The 14,213-nt window shown below is 67.3% G+C and carries 11 protein-coding genes; 7 read left to right on the plus strand and 4 right to left on the minus strand.

Annotated features, from left to right (window positions below; genetic code table 11):
• Nucleotides 1-54: 54 nt before the first annotated feature.
• On the minus strand, nt 55-1,503 hold the full coding sequence (locus tag FMP39_RS08265) for an FAD-binding oxidoreductase (protein WP_141589414.1): 1,449 nt from the start codon (nt 1,501-1,503) through the stop codon (nt 55-57).
• Between the two features lie 24 nt (nt 1,504-1,527).
• Here FMP39_RS08265 and FMP39_RS38660 point away from each other — a divergent pair, with 24 nt between their 5' ends.
• Nucleotides 1,528-2,043 (plus strand): carboxypeptidase-like regulatory domain-containing protein, encoded by a 516-nt coding sequence (locus tag FMP39_RS38660; RefSeq protein WP_141589415.1) that lies wholly within the window; start codon nt 1,528-1,530, stop codon nt 2,041-2,043.
• Here the strand turns inward: FMP39_RS38660 and FMP39_RS08275 are convergent.
• On the minus strand, nt 2,004-2,159 hold the full coding sequence (locus FMP39_RS08275; protein WP_153904234.1) for a hypothetical protein: 156 nt from the start codon (nt 2,157-2,159) through the stop codon (nt 2,004-2,006). The two genes, FMP39_RS38660 and FMP39_RS08275, sit on opposite strands and share 40 nt — an antisense overlap.
• Nucleotides 2,160-2,538: 379 nt before the next feature.
• On the opposite strand from FMP39_RS08275, the gene FMP39_RS08280 reads away from it, so the two are divergent.
• From FMP39_RS08280 to FMP39_RS08300, 5 genes are all read left to right on the plus strand, one after another.
• Nucleotides 2,539-4,620 (plus strand): WD40 repeat domain-containing protein, encoded by a 2,082-nt coding sequence (locus tag FMP39_RS08280; protein ID WP_228557795.1) that lies wholly within the window; start codon nt 2,539-2,541, stop codon nt 4,618-4,620.
• Between the two features lie 457 nt (nt 4,621-5,077).
• A complete protein-coding gene (locus tag FMP39_RS08285; RefSeq protein ID WP_141589443.1) occupies nt 5,078-6,232 on the plus strand; it encodes a hypothetical protein in 1,155 nt (384 codons plus the stop codon).
• Nucleotides 6,233-6,240: 8 nt separating this feature from the next.
• Nucleotides 6,241-7,425 carry a glycine betaine/L-proline ABC transporter ATP-binding protein gene (locus tag FMP39_RS08290; RefSeq protein ID WP_141589417.1) on the plus strand — a complete coding sequence of 395 codons (1,185 nt, stop codon included), beginning with the start codon at nt 6,241-6,243 and terminating at the stop codon, nt 7,423-7,425.
• A 1-nt stretch (nt 7,426) separates the two neighbouring features.
• Nucleotides 7,427-8,260: a proline/glycine betaine ABC transporter permease gene (locus FMP39_RS08295; protein ID WP_141589418.1), complete on the plus strand. Its 834-nt coding sequence runs from the start codon at nt 7,427-7,429 to the stop codon at nt 8,258-8,260.
• A gap of 14 nt (nt 8,261-8,274) precedes the next feature.
• Entirely contained in the window at nt 8,275-9,186 is a 912-nt protein-coding gene (locus FMP39_RS08300; RefSeq protein ID WP_228557797.1) for a glycine betaine ABC transporter substrate-binding protein, read from the plus strand.
• A 27-nt stretch (nt 9,187-9,213) separates the two neighbouring features.
• On the opposite strand, the gene FMP39_RS08305 is transcribed toward FMP39_RS08300, so the two are convergent.
• Both FMP39_RS08305 and FMP39_RS08310 read right to left on the minus strand, forming a co-directional pair.
• The gene (locus FMP39_RS08305; RefSeq protein WP_141589420.1) at nt 9,214-10,239 is read right to left on the minus strand and encodes a phosphagen kinase; all 1,026 of its coding nucleotides are present in this window, start codon (nt 10,237-10,239) and stop codon (nt 9,214-9,216) included.
• A 313-nt stretch (nt 10,240-10,552) separates the two neighbouring features.
• Nucleotides 10,553-12,484 carry a S28 family serine protease gene (locus tag FMP39_RS08310; RefSeq protein WP_141589444.1) on the minus strand — a complete coding sequence of 644 codons (1,932 nt, stop codon included), beginning with the start codon at nt 12,482-12,484 and terminating at the stop codon, nt 10,553-10,555.
• Nucleotides 12,485-12,624: 140 nt separating this feature from the next.
• Here FMP39_RS08310 and FMP39_RS08315 point away from each other — a divergent pair, with 140 nt between their 5' ends.
• Nucleotides 12,625-14,199 carry a DUF4419 domain-containing protein gene (locus tag FMP39_RS08315; protein WP_141589421.1) on the plus strand — a complete coding sequence of 525 codons (1,575 nt, stop codon included), beginning with the start codon at nt 12,625-12,627 and terminating at the stop codon, nt 14,197-14,199.
• Nucleotides 14,200-14,213 lie beyond the last annotated feature (14 nt).

Here is a 14,213-nt window from a genome sequence, read left to right on the forward strand (position 1 = left end):
GAAGGTAGCAACCGAGGCCGCTCCGGGCGAGCAATGGCACGTGCGAATGGTGGCTTAATGGCGAAGCGGCGTGCCGGTGCTGGGGCGGATGTTCTGATTCACGCGGAAAAGATTGTTCGGGTCGTAGCGGTCCTTTACGTCCACCAGCCTTGCGTAGTTGTCCTGGTACGTTGCCTGGACGCGCTCCTGGCCCTCGTCCATGAGGAAGTTCACGTAGGCGCCGCCCGCGGAATAGGGATGCAGGGCATTCCAATAGTCCTTCGTCCAGGTGGTGATGTCCCCGGCCTTCTCAGGAGAGGGGTCCACTCCGACGATGACCTCCGCCCACCGCGCGTTCCGGAAGCTGAAGGCGGTGTCGCCTGGTGCCGCCCGGTGCGCCGCTCCGTCGATGGGATAGAGGTGCATGGTGGAGTGCATCGTGGGCAGGCGGTGGGCGAACGCCACGTGTCGGGAGATGGCTTCGTCTCCCAGCTCCCGTACGAAGTCCGCGCGCCAGTACCATTGGAGGCCCGGCGGATAGAGCGCATCGAACATGGTCTGCAGCGCGGGGTAGGGCATGGTCTGCACGCCGTCGAGCGCGGGGGCCATGGCGCGCACGGGCGCGAAGAGCGCGTCGGCTTGAGCCGGGTCTCCGGTGTAGCACCACACCACCGCGCACATCTTCTGCAAGTGCAGGTGGGGCGGGAAGGGCGCCGCGGGCGGGACGACCAGGAAGGCGAAGAAGCCGGTGAGTGTCTCGGGCGCGGTGGGGATGAACTCGCGGTACCACCGCATCACCTCCTCGGCGCGTTCCAGGGGCCAGAGCGTCGGCCCTCCCAGGATGGTGTCCACCGGGTGGGCCTGGAAGAGGAAGGACGTGACGACGCCAAAGTTGCCGCCACCGCCGCGCACGGCCCAGAACAGGTCCGGGTGCTGCTGGGCGTTCGCGGTGACGAAGCGCCCGTCCGCCAGCACCATGTCCACGGCGAGCAGGCTGTCGATGGTGAGGCCGTAGCGACGCGAGAGGTGGCCCAGGCCACCACCCAATGTGAGGCCCCCCACGCCCGTGGTGGAGATGATTCCCGAGGGAACGGCGAGCCCGAACGCGTGCGTGGCATGGTCCACTTCGCCCCAAACGCTTCCACCCGCGACACGCACGGTGCCTGATTCGGGGGCGACCCGGACGCCGCGCATGAGCGACAGGTCGACGACGAGTCCCCCGTCGCAGGTACCCAGGCCGGCACCGTTGTGCCCACCCCCACGGACCGCGAGCATGAGGCCTTGCTCGCGTGCGAACTCCACCGCCGCGAGGACGTCCGCCACGTCGGCGCACCGGGCAATCAACGCCGGCCGCTTGTGAATCATGGCGTTGTAGACGCGGCAGTGCTCGTCGTAGTCCGCGTCCCCGGGGCGCACGAGCCGGCCGCGCAAGCGGGCCCGTAACTGCTCGACCCGGCCTGGGGGCAGCCCGGACGGCCGTCCTTCGCCTGTGCGCGCAGGCTCACTTCGAGGGTCCAGGGGCATGGCTTTCTCCTCCGTGGGGCCGTGATGGGAAAGGCCCCTACAGCCAAGCTAGGGACGACAGTCGGCGAGCGCGAAGGCGCGTTCACGGCAGGTGGGCAGGAGGGGGCGCCCAGGCACGCGTTGGCGGAGGGACGAGGACGTGGCGCTTGGCAGGCTCGATTGGGGAGAAGGGCAGACCAGGAGCCTCGTCTTCCTTCGTCGCCACAGGGGTTGAGTTCGAGGTCTGGGGCCCTGGCTCCCGGATGGTTGTCTGATGATGGCTATGTCCTGAGCGGCAGCGCGGGGTGGAGATTGTCAATCCATGCGCAAGTCGCCGTGCCATGCTGGTGTGAAGCGGAGAGGCCTCATGCTGCCATTGTCGGAACAGTCATTGATTCCGAATGGGAACACCTTCTTCCGGGCGTCAGCGTGACGGTAAGTTCATCCTCGTCGCCGGGAGAGATGCGGACGGAGACGGATGCCACTGGCGTCTATCGCTTGGATGGAGTTTCGCCTGGGACCTACTCGATTCGGTTCGAGCGGGAGAAGGACTTGCAATAGATGATTGTATTGCCAGTCACGGAGCCGGTGGCGTTCAGCCGGCTGGCGTCGAGCAGCGTGCCCTGGCGTCCCGCGACGTTGGGCTCGGTGGCCGGGCGAATTACCACATCACGCATGGTGTCGTAGAGCGCAATGCCCACGGGATGATCGCAGCCCTGTCCGCCTATGCGCGTAGGCCGCATGTCGATTTAGGTGTCCTCGATGAGCGCGCCCGCCGTGCCGTTTGTCAGCCCGGTGACGTCGTACGTCATGGTGGCTCCCATTCCGTTTGAGGACCACAGGCCAGTGGGAGCGCCAGGGCGCCCACGACCAACCATGCACGGCAGGAGGGGGCGTTTCGAAACACGTGAGGCTCTGGGGGATGTGTACGGTCCAACCACCCTGGAAAATGCGAAAGCAGTAAAGCCGGTAATGCTCGGTGTCGGTTCCGCCACGGGCTCATGCGCTGGGCGAAGGGGATTGTGCCGGAGCCATGCCCCGGGTGATGAATCCGGAATGCGCCTGCGTTCGTGGTGGTGGGTCCTGGTCCTGCTCACGGTGTCCTGCGCGGGGCGGCGCTCCTCGCCCGAGGTCCTTGCGGTGCGAGACGCTCGGTCCGAACTCTTCCGGGCCCGCGGTGACGCGGCCATTGAGTCGAAGCAATGGGCCCTGGCGGCGGGCTACTTCGCGTCCGCGAGACACACGGAAGACTCACCCACGGCGCGCTGGGGACAGGTGTGGGCGGAGAAGCGCGCCTCGTCGCTCGAGTGGGCAAAGCAGTTCGAGGGTTCGGTGCTGGCGCTGGCCTTCTCACAGGACGGCAGGCTGCTGGCCTCGGGAGGGTATGACGCGGTCGTGCGCGTCTGGGACGTGGAGGCCGGAGCGCAGGTGGCGGAGCTGAAGGGCCACAAAGCCGAGCTCCATGCCGTCGCGTTCTCTCCCGATGGCCGGTGGCTGGCCGCCGCCGGCAGGCCCGGCGCGCTCTGGCTCTGGGATTGGAAGCAGGGGCGCAGGGTGGCCTTGCTGTCCGGGCACACGGATGTCGTGCGGGGCCTGGCCTTTTCCCCGGATGGTGAGTGGCTGGCGAGTGGTGGCCTGGACCGGACGATTCGTGTCTGGCGCATCCGCGACGGTGCGGAGGTGCTTCGGTTCACGCATGACGACATCGTCATCGCGGTGGCTTTCTCCCCCGACGGAGGACGGCTCGTGTCATCGAGCATGGACCGGACCGCGCGGGTGTGGGACCTGACGGCGCGTCGCGAGCTGCACCGGCTGACGGGACACGGGGACAAGGTGGAGTCCTGTGCGTTCTCCGCGGATGGCGAGCGGGTGATGACCGCGTCCGCGGACCGGGCCATCCGTTTCTGGGATGCCCGGAGCGGGGCCCTGCTCGACGTGCAGCGCAACACGGGGGCGCTTTCGGCCGTGGCCATCGATACGGGTTTCCAGCAGCTCGTGCAGGCGGGGTGGGAGGGACGCGTGCAGCGCGTGGACGTGCGCGGAGGTGGCGAGGTCCTGGAGCGGTTGGATGCGCACCGGACCTTCGTGATGGCCGTGGCCCTGTCCCCGGACGGGCGCAGGTTCGCGTCCGGTGGCATGGACGGTGTCCTCAAGGTCTGGTCGCGGCCCGAGGTGCCTCCGGACGTCCTGCTGCGGGAGCTTCCCGCCTGGCCTGAGGTGCTGACCTCCGTGGGGCCAGACACCTTCGTGTCGGGTGGGGAGGACGGTCTGCGGAGCTGGTCGGCCTCGTCCGGAGGCGAACTCCACTCTCGCCTGGAGGCACCGGACGCCGTGGGGGCCGTGGCCGTGAGCGCGGACCGGCGGTTGCTCGCGGTGGGAACGTTGAAGGGGGAGGTGCGTGTGCGAGACGTCCGGTCCGGAAATCAGCTGATGGTGATTCCGGCCGCGCACGAATCCATCCGGGCGTTGGCCTTCAGCCCAGACGGCGCATTCCTCGCCGCGGGGGTGGCGCAGGACGTCGTGCTGTGGGCTGTCCCCTCCGCGACCCAGGTGGCCCGGCTGACAGGGCACACCGGGAAGGCGTGGGCATTGGCATTCGATGCCACGGGGCAAAGGCTGGCTTCGGGCGCAGCGGACCACACGGTGCGTATCTGGGACGTGGCGCGAGGCGCGGTGATTCGCGTCCTGGAGGCGGGCGACCGGGTGCGCGCCGTCACGTTCCTGGCGTCCGGGGAGTTGCTGACCGCGGGAATGCGTCAGCCCATCCGGCTCTGGAGCCCAGATGACGGCCGCGTGCTGACCTCGATGGATTCGCGCACGGTCGGCGTCTTGTCGCTCGCGGTGGCGCCTCAGGGGGCGTTCGTGGCGTCCGGCGGAATGGGAGGAGAGCTGAAGGTCTGGCGGCTTCCCGACGGGGCGCTCATGGGGGAGGTGCCCGGGCTGCAGGGGTTCGTCTCCGCTGTGGCCTTCTCTTCCGATGGAGCGTGGCTGGCGGCAGCGGCTTCCGACCGGACGTTCCACCTACTGGGCTTCGACGCCTTCGCACACCCGCCGCCCGTGGAGCCGGACCTGACGCGGATTCTGCGGCGCCATGGGCTGCTCTGGGATGACTTGCGGGGCGTGTTCACCCTCCACTGACACTGATGGCGGTGGTCGCCCGTGGGCTTGAGAGGCATCGCCGGCAACAGGGGAGGGGCATCTGGATTTGACGCTCCGGCCGCTGAAGCGTCACGGAATGAGGAGATAGACAGCGGTGACACAGGCGCCTTGAGCCGCCCGTGTGGGTTGGCGGGCGCGCCGCTCATGCCCCGCGAGCAGGCGGGCGGCGCCCTGTTTCCACATTGTTTGAGCTCAAAAGTATGGACGTGCTCCGTCTGACCTGTTAACGACTGATTGCACTGTCCCCTGGGTGGACTGTCTCGCGCGCCAGCGTCCTCGCTGAGTGTGGATCGGGAGAGGGCCGCCCCTTGTGCCACGTCTGGCGCTCAGGACGAGTGTGGCCCGTTCTGGTCCGCTCGCGCCTGTCGTCCCTTGCCAGGAGTTGCGGTTGTCCACCCGTCTTACCCGTTTCTCGCATGCGCTTTTCTTGTCTGGATTGACCTGCCTGCTCGCGCCCGAAGCACGCGCCGATGAGGAGGTGGTGGAAGACCCGGACATGCTCAAGGTCGGCGGTGCGCTGCGCCTCAATGCCTTCTTCAAGACGTGGCCTGGAGAAGAAGACAACCGCAATCGCGGTGGCGACGTGGCGTTCGATACATTCCGGCTCAACGTCGACGCCAGACTTTCCAAGGTGTTGCTGTCCGCCGAGTACCGCCTCTATTCGGGGTACTCCATGCTCCACCACGGCTGGGTGGGCTATGAGTTCACGAAGGCGACCCAGCTCCAGTTCGGCGTACACCGCGTGCCCTTCGGCGTGCTGCCCTACGCCTCACATAACTGGTTCTTCTCCCTGCCCTACTACATGGGGATGGAGGACGACTACGACCTGGGTCTGAAGCTGGTCCACACGCAGGGGCCATGGGACCTGCAGGTCGCCTTCTACAAGAACGACGAGGGCAGCTTCACCGGCCGGAGCACGGACAGCGCGCGCTACTCGTATGACGTGGTGCAGGTGAGCAGCTCCAACCCGGGCGAGGCATACCTGGGCGTGGAGAGCGCGAACCACGAGAGCAACAAGCTCAATGCACGCGCGGCGTACACATTCCAGCACGGGGACCTGGGCCGCACGGAAGTGGGCGTCTCCGCGCAGACCGGGCAGATCTACAACAGCGTCACCAAGCGCAATGGCCTGAACTGGGCTGGCGCGGTGCACCTGGACGGCTACTACGGCCCGTTCAACCTCCGCATGGAGGTCCTCAGCTACGGCTACGACCTGAAGAACCCCGAGGGCCACGACGACTCCATCGTGACGATGGGGGCCTATGACGCGCCCTACAAGATGGCCACCCGGGGCACCGTCTACGCGGCGGGCCTTTCGTACGACGTGCCCGTGTCGTGGGGCCCCATCACGAAGCTGACCTTCTACGACGACTTCAGCCTCTTCGACAAAGCCAACGCCGCGTTCGAGACGTCGATGCAGAACGTGCTCGGCATGCTCGTCACCGCGGGGCCCGTCTACACCTACGTGGACGTGGCCAGCGGGAAGAACCAGCCCTGGCTGGGGCCTGCTTATGGCCACGCACTTGCGGAGGGCGATCCGAATGCCCCGTGGGAGACGCGCTTCAACATCAACGTCGGCTACTACTTCTGAGAGGCCCCATGGAGAAGATTGAAGTCCGTGGCTTGCGGAAGATCTACGGCGGCAACCCGGAGCGGGCCATTGCCCTGCTGGAGAAGGGGCAGAGCAAGCAGCAGATCCTGGAGGAGACGGGTTGCACCGTCGCCATCCAGGAGGCTTCCTTCGATGTGAAGGCCGGCGAAATCTTCGTCATCATGGGCCTGTCCGGCAGCGGCAAGTCCACGGTGCTCCGCTGCCTCAACCGCCTCATCGAGCCCTCCGCCGGCAGCGTGCACGTGGACGGCGTGGACGTCACCCGGGCGGACAGGGCGGGTCTGCTGGACGTCCGGCGCCGGAAGATGGCCATGGTGTTCCAGAACTTCGGCCTGCTGCCCCACCGCAGCATCATCCGGAACGTGGAGTACGGGCTGGAGATGCAGGGCCTGGAGCGGCGGGAGTCGCGGCCCAAGGCGATGCAGGCGCTCGAGCTGGTGGGCCTGAAAGGCTACGAGGAGAAGCTGCCTCGCGAGCTCAGCGGCGGCATGCAGCAGCGCGTGGGGCTGGCGCGGGCCATTGCCACCGACGCGGAAATCCTGCTCATGGACGAGGCCTTCAGCGCGTTGGACCCGCTCATCCGCCGGCAGATGCAGGACGAGCTGCTGGAGCTCCAGTCCCGGATGAACAAGACCATCGTGTTCATCACCCATGACCTGGATGAGGCGCTGAAGCTGGGTGGGCGCATCGTCATCATGAAGGACGGGCGCATCGCGCAGCTCGGCACGCCGGAGGAAATCCTCAGGAGCCCCGCGGACGACTACGTGCGCGCCTTCGTGGAGCACGTGGACCGCACCAAGGTCCTCACCGCGCGGACCATCATGCGGCGGCCGGAGTCGGTGGTGCACCCGAAGGACGGGCCCGCCCTGGCCGTCAAGCGCATGCGCGAGTCGGGCACCTCCACGCTCTTCGTGACCAACCAGGCCCGCAAGCTGGTGGGCCTGGTGCGCATCGAGGACACGCTGCGGCTCATGGCGGAGAACAAGCACAGCCTGGAGGGGGCGCTCGTCACCGACTTGCCCACCACGTCACCGGACACGCCGCTGGCGAAGCTGGTGGCGGTGGCGGCCACGACTCAGATTCCCATCGCCGTCGTCGCCGAGGACCAGTCGTTCCTGGGCATCGTGAGCCGCGCCACGCTGCTGGCCAGCATCGCGGGGGAGCAGCGCTGACATGAGCACACTGAGAATCGGCGAAGGTTTCGAGGAGCTGATTGACTGGCTGGGCACGCGTGGCGCGCCGCTGTTCGACGCCATCCGTTCGGTGCTCACGGCCTGCATCAACGGCCTGGAGAGCGCGCTGCTCCTGCCGCCCAGCTACGCCATCATCGCGGTGTTGATGGTGCTCGCCTGGCGCCTGTCCGGCCTGGGCACGGCCGTCTTCACGGCGCTGGGCATGTTGCTCATCCAGGACATGGGCCTGTGGAAGGCCACCATGGAGACGCTGGCGCTGGTCCTCAGCTCGGCGATGGTGGCGCTGGTGCTGGGCATCCCCCTGGGCATCTGGGCCGCGTACAGCCGCGTCGTGGAGCGGGTGCTGCGGCCCGCCCTGGACCTGATGCAGACGATGCCCGCCTTCGTCTACCTCATCCCCGCAGTGCTCTTCTTCCGGCTGGGGAAGGTGCCCGGCGTGGTGGCCACCGTCATCTTCGCCATGCCGCCCGCGGTGCGCCTCACCAACCTGGGCATCCGGCAGGTGCCCGCCGAAGTCGTGGAGGCCGCCATCGCGTTTGGCGCGACGCCGCGTCAGACGTTGCTCAACGTTCAGCTCCCCATCGCCGTCCCCACGCTGCTGGCCGGAGTGAACCAGACCATCATGCTGTCGCTGTCCATGGTGGTCATCTCCGCCATGATTGGCGCGGGGGGACTGGGCGAGCAGGTCCTGAAGGGCATCACCCAGCTCCGCATCGGGCTGGGCTTCGAGAGCGGCATCGCGGTGGTCATCCTGGCCATCGTGTTGGACCGCCTGACTCACGCGCTGGGCAAGCCCCGGACGCGCTCATCATGAAGGAGACCCGTCCCGTGAACATTTCCTCTCTCAATCGTCTGCCCCTGCTGCTCACGGCCGTGGCGGGGCTGCTCGTCGCCCCCGGATGCAAGCAGGAGAACAAGGCGCCCGCCGCGGGTGACACCGAGGCGCCCGCCCCCGCGAAGAAGCCCGTGGTCCGGTTGGTGTACGTGAACTGGGCCGAAGGCGTGGCCATGACGCATCTGGTCCAGGCCATCCTGGAGGACCGAATGGGCTACGAGGTGAAGACCACCATGGCGGACGTCGCCCCGGTGTTCGCCTCGCTCGCCAACGGCGACGCGGATGCCTTCCTGGATGGCTGGCTGCCCGTCACCCACCAGAGCTACATGGAGCGCTTTCAGGGCAAGGTGGTGGACCTGGGCACCAACTACGAGGACGCCCGGATTGGCCTGGTCGTCCCGGCGGACCTGGACATCACCAGCATCGAGCAGCTCAACGGCAAGGCGAAGGACCTGAACCAGTCCATCGTGGGCATCGACTCTGGCGCGGGCATCATGACGACGACGGAGAAGGCCATCGCTGAGTACAAGCTGGACCTGAAGCTGGTGCCCTCCAGCGGCCCGGCGATGACCGCGGAGCTCAAGGACGCCATCGCCAAGAAGCGCCCCGTGGTGGTCACCGGTTGGAAGCCGCACTGGAAGTTCGCGCGCTGGGACCTGAAGTTCCTGGACGACCCGAAGGGCGTCTTTGGCGCCAAGGAGTCCATCCACACGCTCACCCGCGTGGGCCTGGAGAAGGACCTGCCCGACGTCGCGACGTTGCTGCGCAACTTCAAGCTGGATGACCAGCAGCTCGGCAGCCTGATGGGCGCCATCGCCGAGGCCGAGGACGCGCCGGAGAAGGCCACCCGGGAGTGGGTGAAGAAGAACCAGGCGCTCGTGGATGGCTGGATTCCCAAGTCCTGAGCGCGATGCGAGGCGCTCCGGGGGCTTTCAGTTCCCGGGCGCCGCCTTCGGGTGTCCACGCTTTCGTGCCGCGGATTCCATCTCCATGAGCGCGTGGATGCCCGTCCGAAGCTGTTCGTAGATGTCCCGCTCGGTGACGCCCAGACGGGTGGCATTGGAGACGTCGTGGATGCCGTCCCGGGCTTCGGAGTGTTCGCCGTGCAGGCCCCGCACCGCGAGCCCCAAGCGGGCACACCGCGCGCGGAAGTCCGGCCGGCGTGACAGGTGGGGCAGGCGGATGAGGACGGAGGCTCGCATGGCGGTGCCCAGGTTGGTGGGGCACGCGGTGAGGAAGCCCAGCCGTGAGTCCTGGGCGAAGTCGAGCTGCCCGTCGAGCTGCTCGAGCGCCGTCTGGAGCCGTAGGTAGGTCTGCGCCAGCCCCGAGCCGGGCTGCATGCTGATGATGCGCAGGGCGTCTTCCTCCCCGACCCAGACGATGAAGCGCATGTCCGCGGAGTGGAAGATGCCGCGGTTGCGCGGCCAGTCGCGGTTGACGCCCGCGCTGTCCAGGAAGCGGTCCGATTGCTGGAACAGGACGTGGTGGTGCACCAGCTCCCGCCGCTCTGCCTCGGAGAGGCTGGCCAGGGGATGGTATTCGCCCGCGAGGTGACCCCTCAGGCCGGAGAGGACCTGGACGACCTCTGCTTCCAGCGCGGCCCTGTCCCTGGCGCCAATGGCCGGAGGAAAGGCATACCGGGCCAGGTTCCGTCCGACGCGGACCCGCGTGGAGAGGATGAACTCGCCCGTGGGGTCCAGGTCGTCCTGGGGCAGCCCGTCGAGTGAGAAGTCACTCGTGTGTTCGCTCAGGTCATGGCCCGAATGGTCCCGGATGATGGGATGCAGCAGCGGGGAGAAGAGCGCGTAGGACTCGCTGTCACCCGCGTAGACACCCATCTGGGAGTCTCCGTGGTCCAGACCACTCTGGATGGTCTTCCGGAGCGTCCAGCCATTGCGTGTCGTGAGCCGTTCGAGCCGGGACTTCAGCTCGGGGGTGAGGTGCTTGTGGAGCAGCATCGATCCGTGGCTTGAGCACGACATGTGCCACGGTTGTTTCTGCTCAAACGTATGTGATTTTCGATGTTTGGCGAGCGAGCTGCCGTGTATCGCGCGGCGCTGACACGTCAGTGGGAGGGATGACACGTCAGCGCCGGGCCGGTGTCACGCTCAGGGCACGAGGGCGCCGAGCGTGACGGGCCGGGAAGCTGGACGGCGCTCCGTGGAAGCGTACCCGCGATACGGCTCGATACGGCGCCGCGGCCGTGGGTGGCTTGGATGGATTCAGCCGCTCACCGGAACGGCTTCTCCAGTGAGCGGCGTTCGCGGCGGGCTACGGGGCCGGGGGCGGTTGCAGCCGTCGGGGCGGCAGGTGCGGGCCGAACTCGACGGTGTCGGCCTCCGGGAGCGGCACCGGGGCGTGCTTCAGTGACGGGACGCCTGCCCAGCGCCGCACGATGTCCTGGGCCTGGTCCCGAAGGGTGGTGGGAAGCCAGTTGATGGCACTTCCGTGGTTGCCGCCCGGAGCCGTGAATACGAAGGAGTCCTGGGCGTTGCCGAGCGGGAACGCCGCCGCAGTCCACGGGTCCAGGTCGCCATAGATGAACATCACCCGCTCGCCATGCGTCACGAGCCAGTCCTCGATGTCCTGCATGGCCTGGGGCCGGAACACGACCGGCACGCCGGGCGTCGAGTACACCGGCGCGATGTTCGTTCCGGGGTACTGGATGAGGCTGCCCAGGTGCGCCTCGTAGGGCTTGGGCCAGCCCAGCTCCACACTCGCCTGGTAGTAGTAGGGGTAGTACGCGGCAATGCCGGAGCTGCTGTTGTCGGAGAACGCTTCAAGGCCCACTGCCCAGTCAATGATGTCCAGCATGTACTCAGGCGACGCCGTGTCATCCGGGAACGCGTCGCAGTACTGGGGGTTGGAGTACTGCCAGAAGGCGAAGTACGTCTCGATGACGGCGTGCTCCAGGGCCCGCTCGAAGCCAAGCTGGTTGTAGGTGAGGCCCTGGTTCACGGCATAGGCGCGCAGCAGCGCCACCATCTCCTGGCGGCGGTTCAGCACGGCGCGCTGGAAGGTGTGGATTTGCTCGCGGCACCACTCCAGCTCCGGGCCTCCCACGGTGGTTTGGAAGGCGGGGAAACGCTCATCTTCGCCGCGCACGAGCGGCGCCACATAGGCCACCGTCGCGTCCACGTCCTCCGGGTGGAACCGGCGGTAGAACACCATGGTCTCTCCGCCCTTGCTGACGCCCGTGGACACCCAGGACGCGGAATAGATTTGCTTGATGGCCTGGGCGACCCGGTGGAAGTCGTCCGCCGACTGCTTGATGGTGAGCTGGCTCCAGTCAGCGGGCTCCGGACGGCTGGGCAGGAAGAAGCGGTGCTCGATGGAGAGCTGATTCGCGGCCAGCAACGTCGTCAGCTCGCGACGGCCCGCGGTCAGGGACACGTAGTAGCCGGTCGCGTAGAAGACCATGGGCGCCGTGACCGAACGGTGCAGCAGGACCAATCGCTGCTTGAATCGCTGGCACTCGGGGCGTGCGTGGTCGGCGGGCTGGTCGTACTCCATGACAAAGAAGCGGTGACCCGCGGGAACCGTGACGCCGTTGGGGTTCTCCGCGACGGTGAGGCCGGGAATGGCCCGCAGCCGGTCCAGGATGTCTGCGGTCGGGTCCTGGACGACGGTCGGGTCGCCCGGGTTCGAGACACCGCCATCCGGCGGCCCGAACGGGCACTCCGGTGCCTCCGTGCCCCCGTCTCCGGTGCCCCCGTCCGTCGGGCCCGAGCCTCCATCCTCCTCCCCCGTGCCCGCGTCGCCCGTACCCGCGTCATCGGTGCCCGCGTCATCGGTGCCCGCGTCGTCCGTCCCCGCGTCATCGGTGCCCGCGTCGTTCGGCTCCGTGCCCGCATCGTCCGTGCCCGCGTCGTCCGTGCCCGCGTCGTCTGGCTCCGTGCCCGCGTCGGTCGTGCCTGCGTCATCGGTGCCCGCGTCGTCCGGCTCGGTGCCCGCGTCGTCCGTACCCGCGTCATCGGTGCCCGCGTCGCCCGTCCCCGCGTCGTCCCTGCCTGCGTCGGGCGTCTGGATGCCTGCATCCTGGCGGGGCTCGGGCGTGTCGCCACCGCAGGCCGTCTGGGTCAGGGCCAGCAGCAGCGGAAGTAGCAGCAGGATGGAGTGGGACAACCTTCTTGAACAGAGCATGAACCCCTCAGTTGATGGACGCGGTGTCGCAGATGCCACGGCTGCGAGACAGTAGCGCATCGGTCTGTCGTTGCCGCGCCCCGTTGTGGTGCGGGTGCCAATCTCCGCGCGCCGCTGGAGGTTTCCAGCCGGAGCGCTGTCTGCCTTCACGCTCGATGGAACCCTTGCCGTCATCCGAGCACGCGCGATGTAATGCGTGCATGCCCCATCGCGTGACGTTCGCCGTCGATGCCGTGAAGCCCGCCGTCCTGCCCTTGGAAGAGGTCGGACTCACCGAAGCCCTGAGTGGGCGGTTGGACGCCAAGGTGCTCGGGGCCTCCCATCGTGAGGCGCGGTTCGTGCGTCCCGAGGCGACCCATCCACTGCTCTCGGCGGTGCATCTGGCCTTCAGCGGGCACCGCCCATTGGTGCTGTCTCCGGACATCCTCTGGATCACCATCGCCCAGGGGTTGGCCCTGCACATCACCCGCAACGCGGAGGCGCTGCGATTCGACCTGGTACGTCACCAGGGGCGCAAGCAGTTGGTGGTGACACGCGACGCGTCCCAGACGGACCTCGCATCGGATGATTTCTGGCCCGGCGTCGTGGACGACTTCTCCGGGATGATTCAAGGGCACTCGCCCGCGCTGCACGACCTGATGGTGTGCGATTTCTCCACGACGGGGCCGGTGGAGCGCGTGGTCAGTCAAATCGTGCTGATGGATGCGATGCGGGAGTACTTCGACTACGTGGTGATGTGCATCTGCGGCATTCCCACCATCACACTCGAAGGCTCACCGGAGGACTGGCGCAAGCTGCGGGACAAGGTCGGACAGCTTCCTCGGTATGGCATGGAAACCTGGGCCCGGCACCTGCTGCCGCTGTGCGACCAGTTCATCCGAGCTTCCGAGGGACGGGAGGATCGCAAGTTCTGGCAATCCATCTACAAGCTGCACCACGCCTATGGCAACGATACCTTCAATGGCTGGATTGGCAAGCTGTTCCCCTTCCTTCGCAATCAATTGACGGGCGAATATGACTTTCCCAATCCGATGCTGGAGGCCCAGGCGCTGGGCAAGCCCGACGCCACGGAGAAGGGCGAAACCCTGTCCAGTGACAGATTGCCCACCGGGCTGTCCCGGGTGTCGCTCCTGCTCGCGGTGGCCACCGATTCAGGGATGGTGAAGGCACGGATGGCCCTGACGGCGGGCTTCATGGGGACGCTCCAGTCCGCGGAGACGCTGGCGCTGCGGCCGGTGCCGGGCTGGGTGGTCCACGAGGACCTGGGGCTGGATGCGATGCTCCGGCGCATCAAGGATGAGCACTGCATGGCCGAGGCACTCTCGGAGGCGCGTCACAGCAAGTGGCGCGACCTGTGGGGCGACGGTGGAATCCCGGCGGACATCAGCCAGTTCTACGCCGCATGCGACGGCGCGTCGCTCTTCGGCCAGGGGGATGCGGCCGTGTACCGCATCCGGCCGTCGGGAGCGCTGGAGTTCCACGACGGGACGCGCTGGAACAAGACCCATCAGGCTGATTCGCAATCCAGCGGCTACCCGCACGGCTGGACGCGCTTCTGTGACGTGGGCGAACACGGCTTCCTGGCCTACCGTTTCAACTCACAGCAGCCTGGGAAGCTCCCGCTCTACTGGGTGGAAAGCGCTCAGTCGCGGACCGGCGTGTGCGTCGCCGCCTCGCTGACGGAGTTCCTTCACAAGGCGCTCAATTCACAGGGGCGCGTCTACTTCCAGGAGCCGGGCTTCACGCCGGGAGAGGTCGAGGAGTTGTGGTTCTGATTCCCTTGAGAGGG

This window comes from Myxococcus sp. AB056, from assembly GCF_006547365.1.
Lineage (GTDB): Bacteria > Myxococcota > Myxococcia > Myxococcales > Myxococcaceae > Myxococcus > Myxococcus virescens.

Excerpts from the sequence above, each read along its gene's own strand:
- FMP39_RS08265 (WP_141589414.1), bottom strand. The coding sequence starts at position 1,503 with ATGCCCCTGGACCCTCGAAGTGAGCCTGCGCGCACAGGCGAAGGACGG.
- FMP39_RS38660 (WP_141589415.1), top strand. The coding sequence starts at position 1,528 with ATGGGAAAGGCCCCTACAGCCAAGCTAGGGACGACAGTCGGCGAGCGC.
- FMP39_RS08275 (WP_153904234.1), bottom strand. The coding sequence starts at position 2,159 with ATGCGTGATGTGGTAATTCGCCCGGCCACCGAGCCCAACGTCGCGGGA.
- FMP39_RS08280 (WP_228557795.1), top strand. The coding sequence starts at position 2,539 with ATGCGCCTGCGTTCGTGGTGGTGGGTCCTGGTCCTGCTCACGGTGTCC.
- FMP39_RS08290 (WP_141589417.1), top strand. The coding sequence starts at position 6,241 with ATGGAGAAGATTGAAGTCCGTGGCTTGCGGAAGATCTACGGCGGCAAC.
- FMP39_RS08295 (WP_141589418.1), top strand. The coding sequence starts at position 7,427 with ATGAGCACACTGAGAATCGGCGAAGGTTTCGAGGAGCTGATTGACTGG.
- FMP39_RS08305 (WP_141589420.1), bottom strand. The coding sequence starts at position 10,239 with ATGCTGCTCCACAAGCACCTCACCCCCGAGCTGAAGTCCCGGCTCGAA.
- FMP39_RS08310 (WP_141589444.1), bottom strand. The coding sequence starts at position 12,484 with ATGCGCTACTGTCTCGCAGCCGTGGCATCTGCGACACCGCGTCCATCA.
- FMP39_RS08315 (WP_141589421.1), top strand. The coding sequence starts at position 12,625 with ATGCCCCATCGCGTGACGTTCGCCGTCGATGCCGTGAAGCCCGCCGTC.